This is a genomic window from Spongiibacter sp. (genome assembly GCF_984394615.1).
This window is the reverse complement of the sequence record NZ_CFHTQA010000001.1, coordinates 79,286-103,201: the sequence shown is the minus strand read 5'-3', so window position 1 is coordinate 103,201 and position 23,916 is coordinate 79,286. Positions and strand designations below refer to the sequence as shown.

The following is a 23,916-nucleotide window of genomic DNA, read 5'->3' as shown; positions in this document are numbered from 1 at the left end:
GGGGCTGTTCGGCGCCTGAGCCAGTGGTCAGGCGCGGATCACCAGCAGTTCGCCGCTGATGGATTTGGGCGTTTTTACTTCCCAGTCCAGCAGCTCGGCATTGAAGTTTTTCTGGCATTTGCGGGCGAGCTTGTGAAACGGCGAGCGGCCCGGATCGGCAATGATGATGGTTTTTACCCCGGCATCCAGTGCGGCTTCGATGGCGCTGTACAGCGGGTTAACCAGTTTGGGCCAGAAGCAGATATCGCCGCCGAGCAGCATCTTCTGGCCTTTCAATTCCTTGATGCCCAATTCTTCATAGCGCGCGACCCGGGTTTTGATGGTCACGTCGTTCAGCAGTGCGTGCGCGTCGAGGTAGGGGAAGACGTGCTCGTCGGCATCGACGGCGGTGACTTTGGCGCCAAACTGCATTGCACAGAAAATACTCAAAATGCCCCAGCCGGAACCGATCTCGGTGATCTTGCTGCCGCGTCGCGGCGGGTGTTGCAGCAGGTAGTCCATGATCAGGAAGGAGGAGCCCCACACCTGATAGCCGTGGATTTCCGGCTCGGCCAGTGCCCGGCGCATGCGGCGAATCAGTTTGTGGCTTTTTTTCAGGATCAGCACGTCGTGGACGATGCGAATATTCTTGAGGGCGTCGGCTTGGCTCATGCCAGAGGCGTTCCTTGTCTGAGGGTTAGCGAAGCTGCTTGGGACGAATCTGTTCCGTGAGCTTGGCGCTGTCGGTGCGCAACTGATCCCAGTATTCCACATTGATCTCGAGAGTGATGAATGTGGTGGTGCTGAAGTTTTCAATTTCGCCGTCGTAGAGGTAGTTCACCAGATCGCGCAGCGCCGGGTTGTGGCCGATAATCAGCGGCGCGGTGCAGCTATTGTCCAGCTCTTTGAGCCAAGTCAGCAGGGTGTCGCGGTCGAAGGTATAGAGGGCGTCGTCGATGGTGGTCTCGACGCCGTCAAACAGCGTGCTTTCGGCGCGGAAGCGTTGCAGGGTTTCCGTGCAGCGGCGGGCGCTGCTGCAATAGATGCGGGTGAAGTGGTGTTCCGACTGGCTGAGCGCGCGGGCAACCCTTGCGCAGTCCTGTTTGCCGCGACGCGTCAGATGACGGTCGGCATCGCGCAGCTCGTCTTTTTCCCAGCTTGCTTTGGCGTGCCTGAGTAAGTGGAGCGTTTTCATTGGCGGTCGCTACGGGTCAGCTATTGTGTTGTCGCAGCACTCGCTGCTTTTGCCGATCCCAGTCGCGGGACTTTTCGGTTTCGCGCTTGTCGTGGTCCTTCTTGCCCTTGGCCAGGGCAATTTCGACTTTGACCAGATGCTTCTTCCAATACATGGCGGTGCATACGCAGGTATAGCCCTTTTGCTGGGTCGCTTCCTCCAGTTTGCGGAGTTCCTGGCTGTGAAGCAAGAGTTTGCGCGTGCGGGTCGGGTCGGTCACGAAATGGGTGGAGGCGCTGAGCAGGGGCGAGATGTGCGCGCCCAACAGAAAGGCTTCGCCATTCTGCAGCAACACGTAGGTATCGGTGATCTGCCCTTTGCCTTCGCGCAGGCTTTTCACTTCCCAGCCGAGCAGCGACACGCCGGCCTCCAGCTTGTCGGTCAGGTGGTAGTCGTGTCGCGCCTTTTTGTTCAGGGCGATTGTGCTGCTGTTATTCGGTTTCTTTTTGCTCATGGCGGCGATTATAGAGCCAGTAGCTGGCAAAACCTATGCTGCTCAGGTAAAAAGACCGCTGCAGTGACAATGCTCGCCGAAGGTGTATGGCCCTTAAAAAAACCAAAGTCCAGGGAATCTGGTCCAGTCGATGGACATTTCTCGCCGCGGCAACCGGCCTGGTTGTCAGTTTGGGCAATTTCTGGACGACGCCACAGGAGGCGGCGGCGCAGGGTGGTGCCGTCTATCTGCTGTTGTATGCGGGCTTTCTGCTGTTGGTGATGCTGCCGGTCGCGGTGGCGGAGTTGCGCATTGCCATGCGTGCCCGAGCAAACCCCATTCATGCCGTTGATCAGATTGCCAGCTTTTCCGGTGCGTCTCGCCACTGGTCGTTGGTGGCGCAGCTGTCGGCGGTGGCGGCCCTGTTGCTGGCGGCGAATCTCAGCGTGGTATCAAGCTGGCTGTTTTGGTACATCCCCAAAATGTCCTCCGGGGCGATGGAGGCCGCCAGTCTGGATCTGGTTGCGGCCGAATTCCAGCAGTTGCTGGCCTCGCCGGAAATGCAGCAGCAGTCACTCTACGGATTTCTTGTTCTGACCATTGCGCTGTCGTCGGTAAGCGTGAAGCGCGGCATGGCGATTGTGCTGCGGATTCTGCTGCCGGTGTTGCTGTTGGTCATGGCTGGCCTGCTGTACTTCGCCTATGAGTTGGGCGATTTCGGGGCGGCCGAGCGTGCGCTGTTTACCTTCAGGGCGACGGAGTTTTCCTGGGAGGCGGTGCTTTCCGCTGCGCAGAATGCGTTCTTTGCGCTGGGGCTGGGCAGTGTTGCGCTGATGGCTTACGGTGCCTATTTCCCGTCGGGCCGCTCGGCCAGTCGCCAGTTGCTGGCGTTGGCGGGCATCGATACCGCCGCGATGTTGATGGGCGGGCTGATTATTATCGCGCTGGTCAGCGACCAGCATATCGTGGCCGGGCAGGGGCCGGCGCTGATGTTTGTCTCGCTGCCTTACAGCTTTGGCAATCTGGTGTTTGGCGATATTGCCGGTACGGCTTTCTATATATTGATGGGTATTCTGGCGATCACCACGGTCGTCGCCCTGTTTGAGCCGGTGGTGGCGTATCTGGTGGAGCGCTGGTCGCTGCCCCGTTGGTTGGCCGCTTTGGTGACGGGCGGCACGGTGCTGCTGGTTGCGGAGATCGCGCTGCTGTCGTTGCAGCCGGGGTCGCCGCTGAACTGGTTCTCGCGCTCGGCGATGGAGTGGCTGGATATTGTCGTGGCGAATGTGCTGATGCCCATGTGCGCGCTGTGTTTTGTGTTGTTTGCCGGCTGGCGAGTGCCGCTGAGTGTTTACGGCGTGCGTGATCGCTGGCTGGAGAAGGGCTTTTTTTGGCTTTGGTTGCGCATGTTACGGTATATTGCGCCGCCGGTATTGCTGTGTCTGTTGTGCTGGGGGCTATACAGTCGCCTGACATAGCGGTGCCGCCAAGCGAATGACAAGAGCCGGAACTGACCATGAATGACATACGCCGAAGTGCCTTGCTGCCGTATTCTGCGGAGCGGGTGTATGCGCTGATCAACGATGTAGAAGCCTATCCCCAGTACATGGATGGCTGTGTCGGTGCCGAGATTCTGTTTGCCGACGACAATACTATGGAGGCGCGGCTGGACCTGTCGAGGGCGGGTATCCGCATGAGCTTTACTACCCGTAATAGCCTGACGCCGCCGCGCCGCATTGTCTTGAGTCTGGTGGACGGCCCCTTTGAAAAACTCAAAGGTGAATGGGAGTTGCTGGCGCTGGGGGACGCGGCCTGCAAAGTGAGTCTGCACCTGCGCTTTGCGCTGAGTGGTGCCCTGGTCGGTGCGGCGACCAAGCAATTGTTTAATTCGGTGGCGAACAATTTGGTTGATGCCCTGGTAAAACGTGCGAATCAGCAATATGGAAAATAACGACATGATTCATGTAGAAGTGGCCTACGCCCTGCCCAACAAGCAGCGCATTGTGGCGCTGGAACTGCCGCAGGGCAGCACTGTGCGCGAAGCCGTTGAGAAGTCGGGGCTGGATGCCCAGTTTCCCGAGCTCGATCTGAGCAGTGTCGATGTGGGGGTGTTCGGTAAGGTGGTCAGCAAGCCTGAAGCACAGGCGCTGGCGGATGGCGATCGTGTGGAAATTTATCGCCCGCTGATTGCTGACCCCAAGGAAGTGCGCAAGCAGCGGGCGGCAAAAGCCAAGGCGCTTAAAGACGCCTGAGTGTTACTCGGGCTGGGCGTCGGCGCCGCCGCCTACGCGACCTTCTTCAGAGGGGGCGACGTCGGTCACAATTTTGACCAGTGTGTCGCCTTCAAAAAAGGCGCTGAGCTGGTGGCGGTCTGAGGGCTTGCCCTCTTTGTTGAGGGTGTAGACGTAGTCCCAGCGGTCCGGGTTGAAGGTGTTACGGATCAGCGGTGTGCCCATCACGTACTCGACCTGGCTGCGGCTCATGCCGATTTCAAGCTGGTCGACCATCTCCTGGGTGATAATATTGCCTTGGTCGATGGACAGGCGATAAACGCCGGGAAACTCAAGGGAGCTGCAGGCGCCAAGCAGCAACAGCAGGCTGACGGTGGCAATACGCAAAAACATAGTCAGGGTTCCAATCGCTCGCAGAGGCGGGGATAATATCGCAATCCTCTACACAACGCTAAGGTCAGTGCTTTATGTCAAGCGAAAACCAAGAACTCCGCAAGGCTGGTCTGAAAGTCACCTTGCCACGGGTCAAAATTCTCCAACTGCTTGAGCAGGCCGAGGCCGACAATCAGCATTTCAGTGCGGAAGATGTTTATCGCTCGCTGATGGACTCGGGAGAAGACGTCGGTCTGGCAACGGTATACCGCGTGCTGACCCAGTTCGAGGCGGCCGGTCTGGTGGTGCGCCACAACTTCGAAGCCGGTCACTCGGTATTCGAGCTGGCGAAGGGCGAGCACCACGACCACATTGTTTGTATGGAAACGGGTGAGGTCATCGAGTTTTACGATGACATCATCGAAGAGCGTCAGCACAAGCTGGTGGAAGAGCGCGGCTACGAGCTGGTCGACCACAGCCTGGTTCTGTACGTTCGCCCCAAGAAGTAAGCTTTTTTCTGTGTCGGCAGTGATCGCTGCCGACACCGTGTCTCGATGCTGGCGTCTCGCTCAGTGGCGCGTCGCCAGCATTTCTCTCGCGTGAGCCAAGGTGTTTTCGGTAATCGCAATCCCGCCCAGCATCCGGGCAATTTCCTCGATTTTCTGGTCATCGCCTAGCGCGTGCAGCTCGGTACGCACACTGTTCTTATCGCCGGTTTTCTGCACGAGAATATGCTGATCGCCCTGGCTGGCGACCTGTGCCTGATGAGTCACGCACAATACCTGGCTGCGTGAGCCGAGGTCGTGCAGCAACTGCCCGACAATTTCTGCGGTGGCGCCGCCAATGCCCACGTCCACCTCGTCGAAAACCACGGTGGGCACGGTGGCAACCTGCGCCGTCACTACCTGAATGGCCAGGCTGATACGCGACAGCTCGCCGCCGGAGGCGATTTTATGCAGCGGCCCCATGGCGGCATTGGGGTTGCTGCGGATCAGAATCTCAATATCTTCGTCGCCGTGGTTATGGGGCTGGTCGCTGTCGAGTGGGGTAATGGCAAACTCGATCTGGCAGTGTTTCATGGCCAGTTCGCTGAGTTTTGCCTCGATACTTTTCTTCATTTTTGCGGCCGCACTGCGCCGTTGCTTGCTGAGCTTTTCAGCTTTCTTGCGATAGTTCGCCAGGGCGGTGTCGCGCTCACTGCGCAGGGCGTCGAGTTTTTCGTCGGTGGCATCCAGCGTGTCGAGCTGCTCTTGCAGCGATTCCTGCAGTCCCGGTAGCTCTTCCGGTTGAATGCGGTGTTTGCGGGCGGTCTGATAGATGGCGTCGAGGCGCTCTTCCACTTGCTGCAGGCGTTGTGGGTCCAGCTCGGTTTCGTCGGTAACGCGTTGCAGTTCGCTGGCGGCCTCTTCAATCTGGATGCGGGCGCTTTCCAACAGGGAAATGGCGGCTTCCTGTGACGGGTGGCCGTGCTGGCAGCCTGTCAGCGACGACAGAGCCTGTTGAAGAATGCCCATGGCATTCACTTCACCCTCTCGGCACAGTGCGAGGCTGTGATGGTTGGTGGACAGGATCTGTTCGGCGTTGGTGAGCTGTTTCTGCTCGATTTCCAGTTCTTCGACTTCTCCCGGCTGAATGGCCAGTCGGTCTAGCTCTTCCAGTTGGTAGCGCAGCAGTTGTTCCTGAGCGCTCTGCTCGTCGAGCTGGCTTTCCAGTTGGGTGAGCCGCTTATTGAGTTTTTGATAGTGGCTGCAGTCGTCATTCAGTGCGCTGCAGAGTTCGGTGGCGCCGGCAAAGGCGTCCAGCAGTTCGCGCTGATACGGTTTTTTCAGCAGCGATTGATGGGCGTGCTGGCTGTGGATGTCGATGAGCAGTTCGCCCAGTTCGCGAACGTCCTGCACTGTGGCGGGCTGGCCGTTGATATAGGCGCGCGAGCGACCTTCTTTGGTAATCACCCGGCGGAGTCGGCATTCATCGCCGGCCAGCAGTTCCCGTTCCTGCAGCCACTGGCGGGCGCGGGGAATCTGGCTGATGTCGAATTCGGCGTGAATGTCTGCGCGCTCGGCGCCTGCCCGCACCACGCCGCTATCGGTGCGATCGCCCAGTGTCAGCCCCAGCGCGTCGAGCATGATCGACTTGCCCGCGCCGGTTTCCCCGGTCAGTACGGTCATGCCCGGTTGTAACTCGACTTCCAGTGATTCGGTGATGGCGAAGTTGCTGATGCTCAAGTGAACCAGCATGGCGTGGCTCCCGTGGGTTGGGTGTTTGGGTTTTGATGTCTGGTTATTTATACAGTAGTTGGCTCGGGTGGCTCAATAGTTCTGGCGGGTGACGCGTGAAATTTTCTTTCTGCCCTTGAAAACGCGGCGGTCGGCCCCATTGTCGAGCCAGCTCGATCCCGCGGGGTCGCACACCATTGCAGGCGGCAGGGCCGCAGATTTGAAAGACAGGAGGCTGCGAACGTGGCGGAAGAACAGGATAAGGCTCAGGTATCGGAAGAAGAGCTTCAGGAGCAGGTGACTGATAGCGGTGCAGAGGCCGAGGCCGGGGATGATCTGCAGGCGCAACTGGAAGCGGCTCGTCAGGAGGCGGCCGATGCCAAAGAACAGGCCCTGCGAGCTGCGGCCGAAGCGCAGAATGTGCGCCGTCGCGCCGAGAAAGACGCCGAGAACGCGCGCAAGTTTGCGCTGGAGAAGTTCGCTGGCGACATGCTGGGTGTGGCCGATAACCTCGAGCGTGCACTGGCTGCCGCCGATGTGGAAAACGAAACGCTGAAGCCGCTAGTTGAAGGCGTGGAGCTGACTCGGAAAGCCTTGCAGGACGCGCTGGCGCGTCACAATGTTGAGGCGATTGATCCGACCGGGCAGCCCTTTGATCCCGAGTTTCACGAGGCGATGGCCATGGTGCCCAATCCCAGTGTTGAGCCCAACACGGTGATCGATGTGATGCAGAAAGGCTACACCCTGAACGGCCGACTATTGCGCGCCGCGATGGTGGTGGTCGCCAAGGGCGAATAAGCCACGTAAATATTTGCATAAATGCACGCCGTGCCCTTGAAAAGTCGTGAAAAGGGCCAATATCTACGGCAAGAACACAGTTTTGGGGCGAAGCGCCCCGCGCAGTAAACAGCGAATGCGGAGTAACAATTATGGGCAAGATTATCGGTATTGACCTGGGGACCACCAACTCCTGCGTTGCCGTCATGGATGGCGACAAGGTCAAGGTTATTGAAAACGCGGAAGGTGCGCGCACCACACCGTCTATCGTCGCCTACACCGACGACAATGAAATTCTGGTCGGTCAGAGCGCCAAGCGTCAGGCGGTGACCAACCCCAACAACACCCTGTATGCGGTGAAGCGCCTGATTGGCCGCCGTTTTGAGGATGATGTTGTACAGAAAGACATCAAGATGGTGCCTTACACCATCAGCAAAGCCGACAACGGCGATGCCTGGGTGGAAGTTAAAGGCGAGAAGCTGGCGCCCCCGCAGATTTCTGCGGAAGTGTTGAAGAAAATGAAGAAGACGGCTGAAGACTATCTGGGTGAGAAAATCACCGAGGCGGTTATCACTGTGCCGGCTTACTTCAACGACTCTCAGCGTCAGGCCACCAAAGACGCGGGCCGCATTGCCGGTCTGGAAGTAAAGCGGATTATCAACGAGCCGACGGCGGCTGCACTGGCCTACGGTATGGACAAGGCCAAGGGCGATCGCACCGTGGCCGTATACGACCTGGGTGGTGGTACCTTCGATATCTCCATCATTGAGATTGCCGAGGTGGATGGCGAGCACCAGTTTGAAGTGCTGGCGACCAACGGCGACACCTTCCTGGGCGGTGAAGATTTTGACCTGCGCCTGATCGACTATCTGGCGGAAGAGTTCAAGAAAGAAAATGGCATCGACCTGAAAGGCGATTCGCTGGCGGTTCAGCGCCTGAAAGAGGCGGCGGAGAAGGCCAAGATCGAGTTGTCTTCCAGTCAGCAGACTGAGGTGAACCTGCCTTACATCACGGCAGATGCGACCGGTCCCAAACACTTGGTGGTGAAGTTGAGCCGCGCCAAGCTGGAGTCGCTGGTTGAAGATCTGGTCAAGCGTTCGCTGGAGCCGATGAAGACGGCGCTGGACGACGCGGGTCTGAGCACCAGTGAAGTCGATGAAGTGATTCTGGTCGGCGGTCAGACTCGTATGCCGCTGGTTCAGACCAAGGTGACGGAATTCTTCGGTAAAGAGCCGCGCAAAGATGTGAACCCCGATGAGGCGGTTGCCATGGGTGCAGCCCTGCAGGGTGCGGTACTGTCTGGTGACGTGAAAGACGTATTGCTGCTGGACGTTACCCCGCTGACGCTGGGTATCGAAACGATGGGCGGCGTAGCGACGCCGCTGATTGAGAAGAACACCACGATTCCGACCAAGAAGTCGCAGGTGTTCTCAACGGCTGAAGATAACCAGACGGCGGTGACCATCCATGTGGTTCAGGGTGAGCGCAAGCAGGCGGCGGCGAACAAGTCGCTGGGCCGTTTCGATCTGGCCGACATTCCGCCCGCACCGCGTGGTCTGCCGCAAATCGAAGTGACCTTCGATATCGACGCCAACGGTATTCTGAATGTGTCGGCGAAAGATAAGGCGACCGGCAAAGAGCAGTCGATCCGTATCACCGCTTCCAGCGGTCTGAATGAGGACGAGATCGAGCAAATGGTGCGCGACGCCGAAGCCAACGCTGAAGCGGACAAGAAGTTCGAAGCGCTGGTTACCGCTCGCAATACTGCTGAAGGTCTGGCCAATGCGACGCGCAAGACGCTCGAAGAAGCTGGCGACAAAGCCAGTGATGAAGAGAAGTCTGCCATTGAGGCGGCGCTGAGCAAGGTTGATGAGGTCATTAAAGGTGACGACGTCGACGCTATTGAGGCGGCGACCAAGGAACTGACCGAGGCCTCTGGCAGCCTGGCACAGAAAATGTACGCTGAGCAGGCGGCGCAGGCTGAAGCAGCCGGTGGCGCTGAGCAGGCTGAGGCCGGCAATGCGGCAGACGATGTGGTCGACGCCGAGTTTGAGGAAGTGAAGGACGACGACAAGAAGTAAAACTGCGCGGGGCGATGCCCCGCCGGGTTTGCCGCGAACGGGAGACGGAGGACGCTGAAAGCAGCAGGTTTGCGCGGCGTTTCGCCAACTCCCGTTTCGCGTGTCTTGTCGGTGAAATTTTAATCTGGCGGCGGGCTGCGTGTGAACGCTGTCCCCGCCGCAGATAAAGCGTGAAACGAAACGATGTCAAAACGCGATTACTACGAAATTCTGGGCGTGGAGCGAAGCGCTGACGAAAAGGAAATTAAAAAGGCCTATCGTCGCATCGCCATGAAGAATCACCCGGACCGTAACCCGGATGACCCGAAAGCAGAGGATATCTTCAAGGAGGCCACCGAGGCCTACGAAGTGCTCTCCGATAAAGAAAAGCGCGCGGCTTATGATCGCTTTGGTCACGAAGGTGTTGGCGCGGGCGCCGGCGGTTTTGGTGGCGGCGGTGGTGCTGGTTTCAGCGATATTTTCGGCGACGTCTTTGGTGATATTTTCGGTGGCGGCGGTGGTCGTCAGCGTGGCCCGCAGCGCGGTGCGGATTTGCGCTACACCCTGGAAGTGGATCTGGAGCAGGCAGTGCGCGGCACCACTGCGAAAATCCGCATTCCTACTTTGGTTGCCTGTAAGACCTGTGACGGCAGTGGTGCCAAGAAAGGGTCTACGCCGCTGACTTGTGGCACCTGTAATGGTGTCGGGCAGGTGCGGATGCAGCAGGGCTTCTTTGCTGTGCAGCAAACCTGTCCAAACTGTCGCGGTACCGGCACCATTATTTCTGACCCCTGTTCTGACTGTCATGGTCAGGGCCGGGTGGAAGAGACCAAGACGCTGTCGGTGAAAGTGCCAGCCGGTGTGGATACCGGTGACCGCATTCGCCTCAGTGGCGAGGGCGAGGCCAGTCCTGACGGTGGCCCGGCAGGGGATCTCTATGTGCAGATCGCGGTGCGTCCGCACCCGATCTTCAAGCGCGATGGCAAGCACCTGCACTGCGAAGTGCCGATCGGCTTTGCGGATGCGGCATTGGGTGGTGAGCTGGATGTGCCGACGCTCGATGGTCGTGTGAAGCTGAAGATTCCCGCCGAAACCCAAACTGGCAAGTCTTTCCGCCTGCGCGGTAAGGGCATCACGCCGGTGCGTGGTGGCAGTACCGGCGATCTGATCTGCAAGGTTGTGGTGGAAACACCTGTGTCGCTGAACAAGCGTCAAAAAGAGTTGCTGCAGGAATTCCATGCCAGCCTGGAAGGCGATGACAAACAGTCGCCGCGCAAGAAAAGCTGGTTCGATGGCGTGAAAGATTTCATCGACGATATGAAGCTCTGAGGCGGGAGGGGCTTGCCCCTCTCGACTTGCCCTGCATTTTTCTCCATCCTGAAAGCCTTTGATTCAGCTCGGGCACCCGTTTTATGGATAAAACCCTCAACCGTTTTGTCGCGGAGCGTCTTTGGGCGCCGGAAGTGGCGGCCTACAGTTTTTGGCGAAAGCGGCTGATCTATCTGCTGCGCTACCTGTATGTGGTGCTGGATGATCTCGCCAAAGGTGAGCTGACGCTGCGCGCCATGAGTCTGGTATACACCACACTATTGTCGATGGTGCCGCTATTGGCGGTGAGCTTCTCGGTACTGAAAGCCTTTGGTATGCACAACAAGCAGCTCGAGCCCATCATGCTGCAATTTCTGGCGCCGATGGGCGACAAGGGTGTTGAGATTACCGAGAAGATCATCGGTTTTATCGACAACGTCAAAATCGGCGTGCTCGGCACCTTCGGTATTGCCCTGCTGTTTTATACGGCCATCTCGCTGATCCAGAAGATTGAGGCAACCTTCAACCATATCTGGCGCCTGGAGCAGCACCGCAGCATCGGGCGGCGTGTGGCCGACTATGGCAGTGTGATGCTGATCGGGCCGCTGTTGGTGTTTTCGGCCATCGGTCTGTCGGCCAGTGTGCTCAGTGGTGGCGCTGTTCAGCAGGTAAGTGAGCAGCTGCCGCCGATAGCCATACTGGTGTCGTTTTTGACCGCGGCGGCGCCCTATCTGATGATTATCTGCGCCTTTACCTTCTTTTATATGTTTATCCCCAATACGCGGGTCACCCTGCGGGCGGGCTTGGTGGCGGGTGTCGTCTCGGGCGTGCTGTTCCAGAGTCTGGGCTGGGGCTTTGGCAGTGTGGTGGTCTCCGCCAGTGACAGTGGTACCTATGCGATCTACTCGGGCTTTGCGATTCTGATTCTGTTCATGATGTGGGTCTATATAAGCTGGCTGATCCTGCTGGTGGGCAGCAGTGTTGCTTTTTATGTGCAACATCCGGAATATGTCGTCCCCTCGCGGCGCAGTGGCGATATGAGTATCCGTCAGCAGGAGGATCTCGCTCTCGGCATTATGACGGTGCTGGCGCAGCGCTATTACGAAGGGCGTCGACCGCTGAGTGCGTCGGAGTTCGTGGCGCGCCTGCGTGTGCAGATTCAGGGTGTGACCCGCGTTTTGCGCGCCCTGCGCACGGCGGGCTTGATCACTGAGAACAGTGAAGATCCGCCGAGATACCTGCCCAATGCGCCGCTGGAGAAAGTCACCGTGCGCGAGGTGCTGGAGGCGGTGCGCAAAGAGGGGGGTGACGGCATTATTCGTGTGCGCCCGCGCAGCGAGCCCGGCGCCGTGGCGGAGGTGCGAAAATCGATAGATCAGGCAGTGAATGATGCGCTTGCCGAGATGAGTGTTAAAGACATGGCGAGGGTGACGGTTGAAGAGCCGGAGCGGGCGCCGCATGCAGATAAAGTGGAACAGACATGAGTGTAAAAATTGCGGTAACCGGCGCGGCTGGCCGAATGGGCAAAACCCTGATCGAGGCAATTTCGCTGGCAGAGGATTGTGAGCTGGCGGCGGCGATTGAGCGGCCTGAGAGCAGCCTTATCGGTGCCGATGCCGGCGAACTGGCAGGTATTGGTGCCTGTGGCGTATCGGTGGTTGGAGATATTAATGAGGTTTTGGCCAGCTTTGATGTGCTGATCGATTTCACCGCGCCGCTGGCGACGCTGGCGAATGCCAAGGCTTGTGCCAGCGCAGGTAAGGGGATGGTGATTGGTACTACTGGCTTTGATGCCACCCAAAAGGCTGAGCTGGATACGGCGATTGCGTCCATTGCGGTCTGTCAGGCCTCTAACTTCAGCACCGGTGTGAATCTGTGCTTCAAGCTGTTGGATATGGCCGCGCGGGTGATGGGTGATGACGTCGATATCGAAGTGTACGAGGCGCACCATCGTCACAAAGTTGACGCACCTTCGGGCACGGCGCTCAGCATGGGGCAGGTTGTTGCCGATGCGCTGGGGCGTGACCTTGATAAGGTGGCGGTTTACGGACGCGAAGGTCAGACCGGTGCGCGTGAGCGCGACACTATCGGCTTTGCCACGGTGCGTGCGGGCGATATTGTGGGCGATCACACCGTGATGTTTTGCGCTGAGGGCGAGCGTGTAGAAATTACCCACAAGGCGAGCTCGCGCATGTCTTTTGCGCGCGGTGCCGTGCGAGCGGCCTCGTGGCTCAAAACGCAGGCGGCCGGTCGCTATGATATGCAGGACGTACTTGGATTGAAGGCGGACTGAGCGTGGCGAAAGTTGCTCTGACGCTGCCCGAGGCGTTTTCTTTCAGCACGGAGATCAGTTTGCTGCGTGGCCATATCAACGCCGGAAACCACCTCGGTAACGACGCGCTGATTGGCTTGCTCAACGAGGTGCGGGCGCGCCTGCTGGCCAGTCGTGGCGAGCAGGAAGGGCGTCGCGAAGATGGCCTCGTCGTGGTGAATGCCGACATGGCCGTGCGCTATATCAGCGAAGGCTACTACGGCGAAACCCTGTGTTTTGAAGCGGCATTCAGCGATTTCCACCGCTGTGGCTTTGATATCGTCTACCGGGTAAGTGACAAGGCGTCGGGTCGGCTGGTTGCGGAGGCAAAAACCGCGCATTTGCTGATGTCGCCGACGCTGGGCAAAGCCGTTGATCTCCCGTCGGCGATGCTGGCGGCCCTGAAGCCGAAATAGTTACATTCCTTGGTGGCCGATGTGGGGCAGTCTCTGGTGGATTCCGGCGACGCTTTCGCGTAAAATTTCGTTTCAGATTTGGGCGCCGGGTTGAGTAGGCCCGTGACCCTCGCAAGGAGCGAGATGGGGTTTCACCGCATCTCGCTTTTTTGCACGCGTATTTTCCTCTGTGGTTCCCTGGTTGTCGTTCCGACGCAAGTCGGCGGTGACTCTCGGCCGCAAGTCTGATCCAGGAGGTTATCTTGACGGTTTCAGCCATACTCGCCCTTGAAGACGGCAGTATTTTTCGGGGTGTTGCCATCGGTGCGCACGGGCATTCGGTTGGTGAAGTGGTTTTCAATACCGCCATGACCGGCTATCAGGAGATCTTGACCGACCCCTCCTACGCTCGTCAGATCGTGACCCTGACCTATCCCCATATTGGTAATACCGGCGTTAACAGCGAAGACGAAGAGGCCGCAGAAATCTGGTCTGCAGGTCTGGTGATTCGCGACCTGCCGCTGCTGGCGAGCAGCTTCCGCAGTGAGCAAAGCCTGTCGGACTACCTCAAGGCGCGCAATATTATCGGTATCGCCGATGTCGATACCCGTCGTCTGACGCGCATTCTGCGTGACAAGGGTGCCCAGGGTGGATGCCTGCTGGCGGGTGAGTCGCTGGGTGAGGCCGATGAAGCCAAGGCGCTGGAACTGGCGCGGGGTTTTGCCGGGCTGAAGGGCATGGATCTGGCGAAGGAAGTGACCACCGCCGAGCGCTACGAATGGCGCGAAGGCAGCTGGACGCTGGGCGAAGGTCATGCGGTGTACAGCGACGAGCAACTGCCCCACCACGTAGTGGCTTACGATTTTGGTGTGAAGCGCAATATTCTTCGCATGCTGGCTGATCGCGGCTGCCGTTTGACGGTGGTGCCTGCCAAGACGCCCGCGGCTGAGGTGCTGGCGATGAATCCCGATGGTGTGTTTCTGTCGAACGGCCCCGGTGATCCGGAGCCTTGTGATTACGCCATCGACGCGATCAAGGACATTGTTGCTACGGGGCTGCCGGTTTTTGGTATCTGTTTGGGGCACCAGTTGTTGTCGCTGGCCTCCGGTGCCAAAACCATCAAGATGAAGTTTGGTCACCACGGTGCCAACCACCCGGTGCAGGACGTGAACAGCAAGGTCGTGCACATCACCAGTCAGAACCACGGTTTTGCGGTTGATGAAGACAGTCTGCCCGACACGATGACCGTGACTCACAAGTCTCTGTTTGACGGTTCCTTACAGGGTGTGCATCGCACAGACAAACCGGCATTCAGCTTTCAGGGGCACCCTGAGGCGAGCCCGGGGCCGCATGATATTGCCCCGCTGTTCGATCACTTTATTGAATTAATTGAGGCCCACAAGGCCGGTTGAGAATTTCGGATTGCGCACTGCGCAAGTGCGGGAGCGGCGCGATGCGCCTCCCGTCTCCCGTCAGCGTAAAGCGGAGAGAACATGCCCAAAAGAACTGACATACAATCCATTCTGATCCTCGGTGCCGGCCCGATTGTTATCGGTCAGGCCTGTGAGTTTGACTACTCGGGCGCCCAGGCTTGTAAAGCGCTGCGCGAAGAGGGATACCGGGTCATTCTGGTGAACTCCAACCCGGCGACGATCATGACCGACCCGGCAATGGCGGATGCGACGTACATCGAGCCGATTGCCTGGCAGACCGTTGAAAAGATTATCGAGAAAGAGCGTCCTGACGCGCTGCTGCCGACCATGGGCGGCCAGACTGCACTGAACTGTGCGCTGGACCTTGATCGCGAGGGTGTGCTGGAAAAGTATGGCGTCGAAATGATCGGCGCCAAGAAAGATGCGATCGACATGGCGGAAGATCGCCAGCTGTTCGATAAGGCGATGAAGCGCATCGGTCTGGAAACGCCGCGTTCAGCCATTGCACACAGCATGGAAGAAGCCCTGCAGGTACTGGACTCCATTGGCTTCCCGGCCATCATCCGTCCGTCGTTCACCATGGGTGGTTCCGGCGGTGGTATCGCCTACAACAAAGAAGAGTTTGTCGAGATCTGTACCCGTGGTCTCGACCTATCGCCCACCAACGAACTGCTGATTGACGAAAGTCTGATTGGCTGGAAAGAGTTCGAGATGGAAGTGGTGCGGGACAAGAACGACAACTGCATCATCATTTGCGCCATTGAAAACTTTGATCCGATGGGGGTTCACACGGGCGACTCGATTACCGTTGCGCCGGCACAAACCCTGACGGACAAGGAATACCAGATCATGCGCGACGCCTCTTGTGCGGTACTGCGGGAGATCGGCGTGGAGACTGGCGGCTCCAACGTTCAGTTCGGTATGAACCCCGAAAACGGCCGTCTGGTCGTGATCGAAATGAACCCGCGTGTGTCCCGTTCCTCGGCGCTGGCCTCCAAGGCTACGGGCTTCCCGATTGCCAAAGTCGCTGCGAAGCTGGCGGTGGGTTATACCCTCGACGAGCTGCAGAACGACATCACCGGCGGTGCGACCCCGGCGTCGTTTGAGCCGAGCATCGACTACGTGGTTACCAAAATACCGCGCTTCACCTTTGAGAAATTTGGCGAGGCGCAAACCAAGCTGCACACCCAGATGAAGTCGGTGGGTGAGGTGATGGCGATTGGTCGCAGCTTCCAGGAGTCAGTGCAAAAAGCGCTGCGTGGTCTGGAAGTGGGGTCTGCCGGTTTTGAGCACAAGATCGACGTCGACCGCGATGACGCCCGCGATATTCTGATTGCCGAACTGACCAACCCCGGCCCCGAGCGCATCTGGTATGTGGCCGATGCTTTCCGCGCGGGCATGAGCGTTGAGGAAGTGTTTGAGCATTCCTGGATCGATCCCTGGTTCCTGGTGCAGATCGAAGACATTGTGAAGTCTGAGAACGCGCTGAAAACCCTGGCACTGTCGGAAATTGATGCCGATATGATGTGGCGCCTGAAGCGCAAGGGTTTCAGCGATCAGCGTCTGGCCGTGCTGTTGGCGGTGAGCGAGCGCCAACTGCGCGCCCGTCGTCATGCGCTGGGTATTCACCCTGTCTACAAGCGCGTGGATACCTGCGCGGCGGAATTTGCGACCTCGACCGCCTACATGTACTCAACCTATGAGGAAGAGTGTGAGGCACAGCCCAGTGAGCGCGAGAAGATTCTGGTGATCGGCGGCGGTCCCAACCGTATCGGTCAGGGTATTGAGTTTGATTACTGCTGCGTGCACGCGGCGCTGGCGATGCGTGAAGACGGTTACGAAACCATTATGGTTAACTGTAATCCCGAAACCGTCTCTACCGATTACGACATCTCCGACCGCCTCTACTTTGAGCCGGTAACGCTGGAAGACGTGCTGGAAATCGTTGCGAAAGAAAAGCCGAAAGGCGTGATCGTACAGTTCGGCGGGCAGACGCCGCTGAAACTGGCTCGCGATCTCGAGGCGGCGGGTGTGCCGATTATCGGCACCAGTCCAGAGGCCATCGACCGCGCGGAAGACCGCGAGCGCTTCCAGCAAATGATTCAGCGCCTCGACCTGAAGCAGCCACCGAACACCACCGTGCGCTCAGAAGAAGCCGCGCTGGCTGCGGCGCAGCGCATTGGTTATCCCCTGGTTGTGCGCCCCTCCTATGTACTGGGTGGCCGCGCGATGGAAATTGTCTACAAAGAGGAAGAGCTGGAGCGCTATATGCGCGAAGCGGTAAAGGTGTCGAATGAGTCACCGGTACTGCTGGACCACTTCCTGAATGCGGCCGTCGAAGTCGACTTGGATGCCGTGTCTGACGGCAAAGAAGTGGTCATCGGCGCTATCATGCAGCATATCGAGCAGGCAGGGGTTCATTCCGGTGACTCGGCGTGTTCGCTGCCGCCTTACTCGCTGGATGCCGAAACTCAGGACAAAATGCGCGAGATGGTCAAGCGCATGGCCTTGGAGCTCGGAGTTGTCGGTCTGATGAATGTGCAGCTGGCCGTGCAGGATGGCGAAATCTATGTGATCGAGGTCAACCCTCGTGCCTCGCGTACGGTGCCGTTCGTTTCCAAATGTATCGGTATTTCGCTGGCCAAAGTGGCCGCACGCTGTATGGCGGGTATGTCGCTGGCCGAGCAGGATTTCACTACCGAGCGAGTGCCCAGCTACTACTCGGTGAAAGAAGCGGTATTCCCGTTCAACAAGTTCCCCGGTGTTGACCCGATCCTCGGGCCGGAAATGAAATCAACCGGCGAAGTAATGGGCTTGGGTGAAAGCTTCGCGGAGGCCTTCTCCAAGGCGGCGCGTGGTGCGGGCGAGGTATTCCCGACGTCCGGTACCGCGTTCGTGTCCGTTCGCGATCCCGACAAAGCGGGGGCTGTCGATGTGGCACGGCAACTGCTCGAGCAGGGTTTTGAACTTTGTGCGACACGTGGCACTCACAAAGTATTGACCGACGCTGGCCTCAAATGCCAGCGCGTCAACAAGGTGATGGAAGGCCGCCCCCATATTGTCGATATGGTGAAAAATGGCGACATCGCCTTGATTATCAATACCACTGAAGGCAAGCAGGCGATTGCCGATTCCTCGCTGATTCGGCGCAGCGCGCTGGCCAATAAAGTCAGCTACACCACTACCCTGGCAGGCGCGGAAGCCATTTGCCAGGCGCTGGCCTTTGGCGAGGAGCGCACTGTGCGCCGCCTGCAGGATGTACACGAAGGATGGGTATCATGAGCCAGCAAACACCAATGACCGTTGCCGGCGAGCAGGCATTGCGGGATGAATTGAAGCGTCTCAAGTCAGTCGAGCGTCCGCGGATTACGCAGGCGATTGCCGAGGCGCGAGAGCACGGCGACTTGAAAGAAAATGCTGAATACCATGCCGCTCGCGAGCAGCAGGGCTTCTGTGAAGGCCGCATTCAGGAGATCGAGAGCAAGCTATCCAATGTGCGGGTGATTGATATCACCAAGATCCCCTGCACGGGAAAAGTGATTTTCGGTACCACGGTCACGCTGATTAACTGCGATACCGATGAAGAAGTGACGTATCGCATTGTTGGTGAGGACGAGGCTGACGTTAAGGCGGGCAAAATCTCTGTCACTTCGCCGATCGCGCGCGCGCTGATCGGCAAAGAAGAGGGCGATGTGGCCGTCGTTACGGCGCCCGGCGGTGATATCGAATACGAGATTGACCAGGTTCAACACCTGGAAGAGTAGCAGTGATGGTTGCGCGGTGGTTTGATCAGCCGCGCAGCAAGTTTGACAGGCGAGGGTTCGGTTTTTGCGCAGCGCGGTAAAGCAGCGCAATTTTACCGATAGCCTGCACCAGCTCTGCACGGCTGTCAGTGCAGAGCTGTTCAATGACTTCCCGGCGTTCCTGAGGGTCAGCCACATTGACCTTCACCTTGATCAGCTCGTGATCTTCCAGGGCGCGGTTTAACTCCAGCATCACGCCTTCGCTAAGGCCTTTGTCGCCGATCATTACGACGGGGTTCAGATTGTGGCCGATACTGCGAAGCTGTTTTTTGTCGCTGGCTGTCAGAGTTTTCATGATGCTCGTGCTGCGTGGGTTGGTGGGGGCGGTATTGTACGGGAAAGGTATACTGTAAGCGATACGCGGTGTGGTCGCGACGCTTGCGACTCAGATTAAAAGAGGGCTTCCCTTGGCGAAACGATCTTCCTCCAGCGGCGCCTGGCTTAAAGAACATTTTGACGACCAGTACGTGAAACGGGCTCAGAAAGAGGGCTATCGCTCTCGTGCCTGCTATAAGTTATTGGAAATTCAGGAAAAAGATCGCCTGATCAAGCCGGGTATGTGTGTGGTGGATCTCGGTTCGGCGCCCGGCGGCTGGTCTCAGGTGGCGGCAGAGCTGGTAGGACACAACGGCCGTGTGCTGGCGTCGGATATTTTGCCGATGGATACCCTGGCGGGTGTGGAGTTCATTCAGGGGGATTTCACCGAGCAATCGGTCTTCGATTCTCTGCTGGCGGCGATTGCTGATCAGCCGGTAGACCTTGTGATTTCCGATATGGCCCCCAATATGAGTGGAGTGAAGGATGTTGATCAGCCTCGCTCCATGTATTTGTGTGAGCTGGCGCTGGATATGGCGGGGCATGTGCTCCGCCCCGGTGGGGATTTCGTAACCAAGATATTCCAGGGCGAAGGTTTTGATGAATACTTTCGAGATATGCGGCAGCGCTTTGACAAAGTGATCACCCGCAAGCCCTCGGCGTCGCGGCCCCGTTCCCGCGAGGTGTATCTGCTGGGGCGCGGTTTCCGCGGCTGAGCGATTGTTCTGTGCTATCGAGACGATAGGCCGATAGCGTAGAGGGGGCGGAATTTCTGTAGTAGAGTGGGGTCTAGTGCTGGGCGCCGCAACATTGTGGTGCGCCGCAAGCTGAATAGAGGATCGGTTCTTGAACGATATGGCAAAAAACCTTCTGCTGTGGCTGGTGATCGCTGCGGTGCTGCTGACAGTTTTCAACAATTTCAGCGTGCAGTCGCCCACTGAGCAACTCAACTATTCCCAGTTCATTACAGAAGTGCAGAACGAGCGTGTGCGCAAAGTCGTCATCGATGGCCTGGTCATCAGTGGCGAGCGCAGCGACAGCAGTCGTTTCGAGACGGTTCGCCCGCTGTTGGATGATCCCAAGCTGATCGATGATCTGTTGGAGCACAATGTGGTCGTTGAAGGCCGCAAGCCAGAACAGCAGAGTCTTTGGACGCAGTTGCTGGTAGCCAGCTTCCCCATTCTGATCATCCTCGCCATTTTCATGTTCTTCATGCGCCAGATGCAGGGCGGCGCTGGGGGCGGCAAAGGCGGCCCGATGGCGTTTGGTAAAAGCAAGGCTCGCCTGCTCAGTGAAGACCAGATCAAAACCACCTTTGCCGATGTGGCGGGTGTGGATGAAGCGAAAGAAGATGTGCAGGAACTGGTAGAGTTTCTGCGCGACCCCGGCAAATTCCAGCGACTCGGCGGTCGTATTCCCCGCGGCGTGCTGATGGTGGGGCCGCCGGGAACCGGTAAAACCCTGCTCGCCAAGGCCATTGCGGGTGAGGCCAAAGTGCCGTTCTTCTCGATCTCGGGTTCTGATTTCGTGGAAATGTTTGTGGGGGTCGGTGCTTCCCGTGTTCGGGATATGTTCGAACAGGCCAAAAAGCAGGCGCCCTGCATTATCTTTATTGATGAGATCGATGCCGTCGGTCGGCACCGTGGTGCTGGCATGGGCGGTGGTCACGATGAGCGTGAGCAGACGTTGAACCAGTTGCTGGTAGAGATGGACGGCTTTGAAGTGAATGACGGCGTCATCGTCATCGCGGCGACCAACCGTCCCGATGTGCTCGATCCCGCTCTGTTGCGCCCCGGCCGTTTCGATCGTCAGGTGGTGGTGGGGCTGCCAGACATTCGCGGCCGCGAGCAGATTCTGAAAGTACATATGCGCAAGTTGCCGGTGTCGGACGATGTGGATCCTGCAGTGATCGCCCGTGGTACGCCCGGCTTCTCGGGTGCCGATCTGGCGAACCTCGCAAACGAGGCCGCATTGTTTGCCGCCCGGGCCAACCTTCGTCTGGTGTCGATGGAGCAGTTTGATCTGGCCAAGGACAAAATCATGATGGGCGCTGAGCGCAAGTCCATGGTGATGTCCGAAAAAGAGAAACTGAACACGGCTTACCACGAGGCGGGGCATGCGATTGTCGGGCGCGTCGTGCCGGAGCACGATCCCGTCTATAAGGTCAGTATTATTCCCCGTGGTCGCGCTCTGGGTGTGACCATGTTCCTGCCGGAAGAAGATCGCTACAGCCTGAGTCGTCGCCACATTATCAGCCAGATCTGTTCACTGTTCGGCGGGCGTATTGCTGAAGAGATGACCCTGGGTGCGGATGGTGTGACCACCGGGGCGTCTAACGATATTCAGCGGGCGACGGATATCGCCCGGAAGATGGTTACTAAATGGGGGCTGTCAGAGAAAATGGGCCCGCTGATGTACGACGACGCCGATGAAGAGGTGTTTCTCGGTCGCTCCGCCGCTCAATCTGGTAAGAGCGTGTCGGGAGAGACGGCACGTCAGATCGACGAGGAAGTGCGTCGCATCATTGACGATTGTTATGCAACGGCCAAAGGTATCCTGGAAGAGAATCGCAGCAAGCTGGATATGATGGCCGAGGCATTGATGATGTACGAAACCATCGATGCCAAACAGATTGATGACATCATGGCAGGACGGAAGCCGCGTCGGCCGGCGGGCTGGGATGACGATAACCGTCGTGGTGGCCAGCAGCGCGCGGTTGATGATGAAGCGGATAAGCCGGGCAGCGATGATGATGCGTCGGATAAGCGCCGCCCGGAAGATCCTTTCGCGGGATCGGTCAGCGATCACTAATCTGATTCCATGAGCACCATTCCCGCTATGTCGCCACAGCTTCGCTGTGGCGATCGCATTTTAGACCTCTCCAGACCGAGCGTGATGGCCGTGATCAATGTCACGCCGGACTCTTTTTCCGACGGCGGCCGGTTTGTTCGCGATGGGCGTATAGCCGTCGACGCTGTACTGGCACAGGTTGAGCGCGCGATTCAGTCTGGGGCGCAGTTGATTGATGTGGGCGGTGAGTCGACGCGCCCCGGTGCCGATGCGGTATCTGAGTCAGAAGAGTTAGAACGTGTTGTGCCGGTTGTAAGCGCGATTGCGGAGCGCTTTGAAACGATCATTTCTGTGGATACCAGTTCGGCGTCGGTAATTCGGGAGTCTGCGCGAGCGGGGGCAGGCTTGATCAATGATGTGCGCTCGCTGAGCCGCGAGGGTGCTATGCAGGCGGCGGCAGAGAGCGGTCTTCCCGTTTGCGTGATGCATATGAATGGCGAGCCTCAGGTAATGCAGCGCCAGCCGCATTATGACGACGTGGTTGCTGAGGTGATCGAATTTCTTGAGGCGCGTGTGGCGGCGTGTTTGGCGGCGGGCATCACTCAGGATCGCATTGTGCTGGACCCGGGTTTTGGTTTCGGGAAAAGTCTCGAACATAACCTCACGCTGTTTCGTGCCTTGCCTGCGTTGAAAGACCTGGGGTATCCGCTGTTGGTCGGTGTATCACGCAAAACGATGGTAGGCGCCATCACCGGTCGCGAGGTTGCGCAACGTATGCCGGGCAGTATCGTGCTGGCGGCGTTGGCCGCAGAGCGTGGCGCCACAATTCTCCGTGTTCATGACGTCGCGGAGACAGTCGATGCTCTCGCTATAGCGTCGGCGGTGATGGGACAACAACAATGACAAGAAAATACTTTGGCACCGACGGGGTGCGTGGTCGAGTCGGGGAGTTTCCGATTACGCCGGAATTCGTGCTCAAACTGGGCTGGGCAGTCGGTCAGGTGTTCGCCCGGGAAGGTCGCGGGCGTGTGCTCATTGGCAAAGACACGCGAATTTCCGGCTATATGTTTGAGTCGGCTCTGGAGGCCGGGCTGGTCGCGGCGGGGGTGGATGTGCGCCTGTTGGGGCCGATGCCGACGCCGGCCATTGCGTATCTGACCCGAACCTTCAAGGCGCGTGCCGGCATCGTGATCAGTGCCAGTCACAATCCCTACTATGACAATGGCATCAAGTTTTTCTCCGCCGAGGGCAGTAAGTTGCCGGATGAGATAGAGCTGGCGATTGAGGCGGCCATGGATCAGCCAATGTCGACGGTGGAATCGGCGGCGCTGGGCAAGGTAAAACGCATCGATGATGCGGCAGGGCGTTACATCGAATATTGCAAATCCACATTTGGTACCGAGCTGTCGTTGGACGGCTTGAAGATTGTGCTCGATTGCGCTCACGGTGCCACCTACCACGTTGCGCCGTCGGTGTTTGCCGAGCTGGGAGCCGACGTTGTGGTGATGGGGGCGGGGCCAGATGGCCTGAATATCAATGCCGAGGTGGGTTCCACGCATCCCGGCGCGCTCTGTCAGCGGGTAGTTGCCGAAGGGGCCGACCTGGGTATTGCTTTTGATGGCGACGGGGATCGTGTGCTGTTTGTCGATGTTAATGGCGAACTGGTCGATGGTGACGAGCTGCTGTACATCATCGCGGCGGAACAGCGGCGCCGCGATGGCGCATGTGCGGGGGTGGTCGGCACGCTGATGTCCAATCTTGGCTTGGAGTTAGCCCTGCGCGAATTGTCGATTCCTTTTGTGCGCGCCAAAGTGGGCGACCGCTATGTGAAAGAATTAATGACGGCTCAGGGGTACTCGCTGGGAGGGGAAAACTCCGGGCATATTATTTGCTCTGATGTCAGTACCACCGGTGATGGCATTGTGGCTGCGTTGCAGGTGTTGAGGGCAATGCGTACTCAACAGGCGTCGCTGGCGTCCTTGCGAGCCCCGTTGTCCATGTTGCCGCAGGTGATGATTAATGTGCGCACGGCGTCGGCGTTCGATCTGGCGGATGAAGTTTTACAGCGCGAGGTTGCTCGGGTTGAATCCGAGTTGGGTGATGCCGGTCGCGTTCTGCTTCGCGCATCCGGGACCGAGCCGCTCATTCGGGTGATGGTTGAGGGGCGCGATGGTCAGCAGGTTCAATCGCTGTGTGAGCAGCTTGCAGCCTGTGTAGAGAGTCGGGCGCAGTGATTGTTGTATGTGCTCATGAGTTTATGTA

Annotated in this window: 23 protein-coding genes; 17 read left to right on the top strand and 6 right to left on the bottom strand. The window is 58.2% G+C overall.

Features of this window, described 5'->3' with window-relative positions:
- Window positions 1–27: 27 nt before the first annotated feature.
- The 3 genes from AC5DB9_RS00460 to smpB are packed head-to-tail and all read right to left on the bottom strand — an operon-like array spanning window position 28 to window position 1,667.
- A complete protein-coding gene (locus tag AC5DB9_RS00460; RefSeq protein ID WP_022958544.1) occupies window positions 28–651 on the bottom strand; it encodes a class I SAM-dependent methyltransferase in 624 nt (207 codons plus the stop codon).
- A 25-nt stretch (window positions 652–676) separates the two neighbouring features.
- Complete coding sequence (locus AC5DB9_RS00455) at window positions 677–1,174, bottom strand: SixA phosphatase family protein (RefSeq protein WP_272992368.1); 498 nt, start codon at window positions 1,172–1,174, stop codon at window positions 677–679.
- Window positions 1,175–1,190: 16 nt separating this feature from the next.
- Window positions 1,191–1,667 (bottom strand): SsrA-binding protein SmpB, encoded by a 477-nt coding sequence (smpB, locus tag AC5DB9_RS00450; protein WP_022958542.1) that lies wholly within the window; start codon window positions 1,665–1,667, stop codon window positions 1,191–1,193.
- An 86-nt stretch (window positions 1,668–1,753) separates the two neighbouring features.
- On the opposite strand from smpB, the gene AC5DB9_RS00445 reads away from it, so the two are divergent.
- From AC5DB9_RS00445 to AC5DB9_RS00435, 3 genes are read left to right on the top strand one after another with little or no spacing between them, the layout of a single operon-like run.
- Complete coding sequence (locus tag AC5DB9_RS00445; protein ID WP_272992372.1) at window positions 1,754–3,121, top strand: SLC5/6 family protein; 1,368 nt, start codon at window positions 1,754–1,756, stop codon at window positions 3,119–3,121.
- A 38-nt stretch (window positions 3,122–3,159) separates the two neighbouring features.
- Window positions 3,160–3,594, top strand: coding sequence for a type II toxin-antitoxin system RatA family toxin (locus AC5DB9_RS00440; RefSeq protein WP_272992374.1), 435 nt, complete (start codon window positions 3,160–3,162; stop codon window positions 3,592–3,594).
- Window positions 3,595–3,598: 4 nt separating this feature from the next.
- Complete coding sequence (locus tag AC5DB9_RS00435; RefSeq protein ID WP_022958539.1) at window positions 3,599–3,895, top strand: RnfH family protein; 297 nt, start codon at window positions 3,599–3,601, stop codon at window positions 3,893–3,895.
- A gap of 3 nt (window positions 3,896–3,898) precedes the next feature.
- On the opposite strand, the gene AC5DB9_RS00430 is transcribed toward AC5DB9_RS00435, so the two are convergent.
- Window positions 3,899–4,267: an outer membrane protein assembly factor BamE gene (locus tag AC5DB9_RS00430; RefSeq protein WP_272992377.1), complete on the bottom strand. Its 369-nt coding sequence runs from the start codon at window positions 4,265–4,267 to the stop codon at window positions 3,899–3,901.
- A 74-nt stretch (window positions 4,268–4,341) separates the two neighbouring features.
- Here AC5DB9_RS00430 and fur point away from each other — a divergent pair, with 74 nt between their 5' ends.
- On the top strand, window positions 4,342–4,755 hold the full coding sequence (gene fur, locus AC5DB9_RS00425) for a ferric iron uptake transcriptional regulator (protein WP_022958537.1): 414 nt from the start codon (window positions 4,342–4,344) through the stop codon (window positions 4,753–4,755).
- A 60-nt stretch (window positions 4,756–4,815) separates the two neighbouring features.
- On the opposite strand, the gene recN is transcribed toward fur, so the two are convergent.
- On the bottom strand, window positions 4,816–6,483 hold the full coding sequence (recN, locus tag AC5DB9_RS00420) for a DNA repair protein RecN (protein ID WP_272992379.1): 1,668 nt from the start codon (window positions 6,481–6,483) through the stop codon (window positions 4,816–4,818).
- A 222-nt stretch (window positions 6,484–6,705) separates the two neighbouring features.
- Between recN and grpE the strand changes: the two genes are divergently transcribed.
- From grpE to greA, 9 genes are all read left to right on the top strand, one after another.
- A complete protein-coding gene (gene grpE, locus AC5DB9_RS00415; protein WP_272992381.1) occupies window positions 6,706–7,260 on the top strand; it encodes a nucleotide exchange factor GrpE in 555 nt (184 codons plus the stop codon).
- 131 nt (window positions 7,261–7,391) lie between these two features.
- Entirely contained in the window at window positions 7,392–9,320 is a 1,929-nt protein-coding gene (gene dnaK / locus AC5DB9_RS00410) for a molecular chaperone DnaK (protein WP_022958534.1), read from the top strand.
- 183 nt (window positions 9,321–9,503) lie between these two features.
- Complete coding sequence (gene dnaJ / locus AC5DB9_RS00405) at window positions 9,504–10,628, top strand: molecular chaperone DnaJ (RefSeq protein ID WP_272992384.1); 1,125 nt, start codon at window positions 9,504–9,506, stop codon at window positions 10,626–10,628.
- An 83-nt stretch (window positions 10,629–10,711) separates the two neighbouring features.
- Window positions 10,712–12,091: a YhjD/YihY/BrkB family envelope integrity protein gene (locus AC5DB9_RS00400; RefSeq protein ID WP_022958532.1), complete on the top strand. Its 1,380-nt coding sequence runs from the start codon at window positions 10,712–10,714 to the stop codon at window positions 12,089–12,091.
- Window positions 12,088–12,900: a 4-hydroxy-tetrahydrodipicolinate reductase gene (gene dapB, locus AC5DB9_RS00395; RefSeq protein WP_272992387.1), complete on the top strand. Its 813-nt coding sequence runs from the start codon at window positions 12,088–12,090 to the stop codon at window positions 12,898–12,900. The genes AC5DB9_RS00400 and dapB overlap by 4 nt, the downstream gene beginning before the upstream one ends.
- 2 nt (window positions 12,901–12,902) lie before the next feature.
- Window positions 12,903–13,334 carry an acyl-CoA thioesterase gene (locus AC5DB9_RS00390; protein ID WP_272992390.1) on the top strand — a complete coding sequence of 144 codons (432 nt, stop codon included), beginning with the start codon at window positions 12,903–12,905 and terminating at the stop codon, window positions 13,332–13,334.
- Window positions 13,335–13,576: 242 nt separating this feature from the next.
- Window positions 13,577–14,725: a glutamine-hydrolyzing carbamoyl-phosphate synthase small subunit gene (gene carA, locus AC5DB9_RS00385; RefSeq protein ID WP_272992393.1), complete on the top strand. Its 1,149-nt coding sequence runs from the start codon at window positions 13,577–13,579 to the stop codon at window positions 14,723–14,725.
- Window positions 14,726–14,806: 81 nt separating this feature from the next.
- Entirely contained in the window at window positions 14,807–18,028 is a 3,222-nt protein-coding gene (carB, locus tag AC5DB9_RS00380) for a carbamoyl-phosphate synthase large subunit (protein WP_022958528.1), read from the top strand.
- The gene (greA, locus tag AC5DB9_RS00375) at window positions 18,025–18,510 is read left to right on the top strand and encodes a transcription elongation factor GreA (RefSeq protein ID WP_037508945.1); all 486 of its coding nucleotides are present in this window, start codon (window positions 18,025–18,027) and stop codon (window positions 18,508–18,510) included. The genes carB and greA overlap by 4 nt, the downstream gene beginning before the upstream one ends.
- A gap of 25 nt (window positions 18,511–18,535) precedes the next feature.
- On the opposite strand, the gene yhbY is transcribed toward greA, so the two are convergent.
- On the bottom strand, window positions 18,536–18,844 hold the full coding sequence (gene yhbY, locus AC5DB9_RS00370) for a ribosome assembly RNA-binding protein YhbY (protein ID WP_022958526.1): 309 nt from the start codon (window positions 18,842–18,844) through the stop codon (window positions 18,536–18,538).
- Between the two features lie 112 nt (window positions 18,845–18,956).
- Between yhbY and rlmE the strand changes: the two genes are divergently transcribed.
- From rlmE to glmM, 4 genes are all read left to right on the top strand, one after another.
- Window positions 18,957–19,580: a 23S rRNA (uridine(2552)-2'-O)-methyltransferase RlmE gene (gene rlmE / locus AC5DB9_RS00365; protein WP_272992401.1), complete on the top strand. Its 624-nt coding sequence runs from the start codon at window positions 18,957–18,959 to the stop codon at window positions 19,578–19,580.
- A gap of 139 nt (window positions 19,581–19,719) precedes the next feature.
- Entirely contained in the window at window positions 19,720–21,675 is a 1,956-nt protein-coding gene (ftsH, locus tag AC5DB9_RS00360; protein WP_272992529.1) for an ATP-dependent zinc metalloprotease FtsH, read from the top strand.
- A gap of 9 nt (window positions 21,676–21,684) precedes the next feature.
- Window positions 21,685–22,557: a dihydropteroate synthase gene (gene folP / locus AC5DB9_RS00355; RefSeq protein WP_272992404.1), complete on the top strand. Its 873-nt coding sequence runs from the start codon at window positions 21,685–21,687 to the stop codon at window positions 22,555–22,557.
- Window positions 22,554–23,888 carry a phosphoglucosamine mutase gene (gene glmM / locus AC5DB9_RS00350; RefSeq protein WP_272992407.1) on the top strand — a complete coding sequence of 445 codons (1,335 nt, stop codon included), beginning with the start codon at window positions 22,554–22,556 and terminating at the stop codon, window positions 23,886–23,888. The genes folP and glmM overlap by 4 nt, the downstream gene beginning before the upstream one ends.
- The last annotated feature ends 28 nt before the right edge of the window (window positions 23,889–23,916 follow it).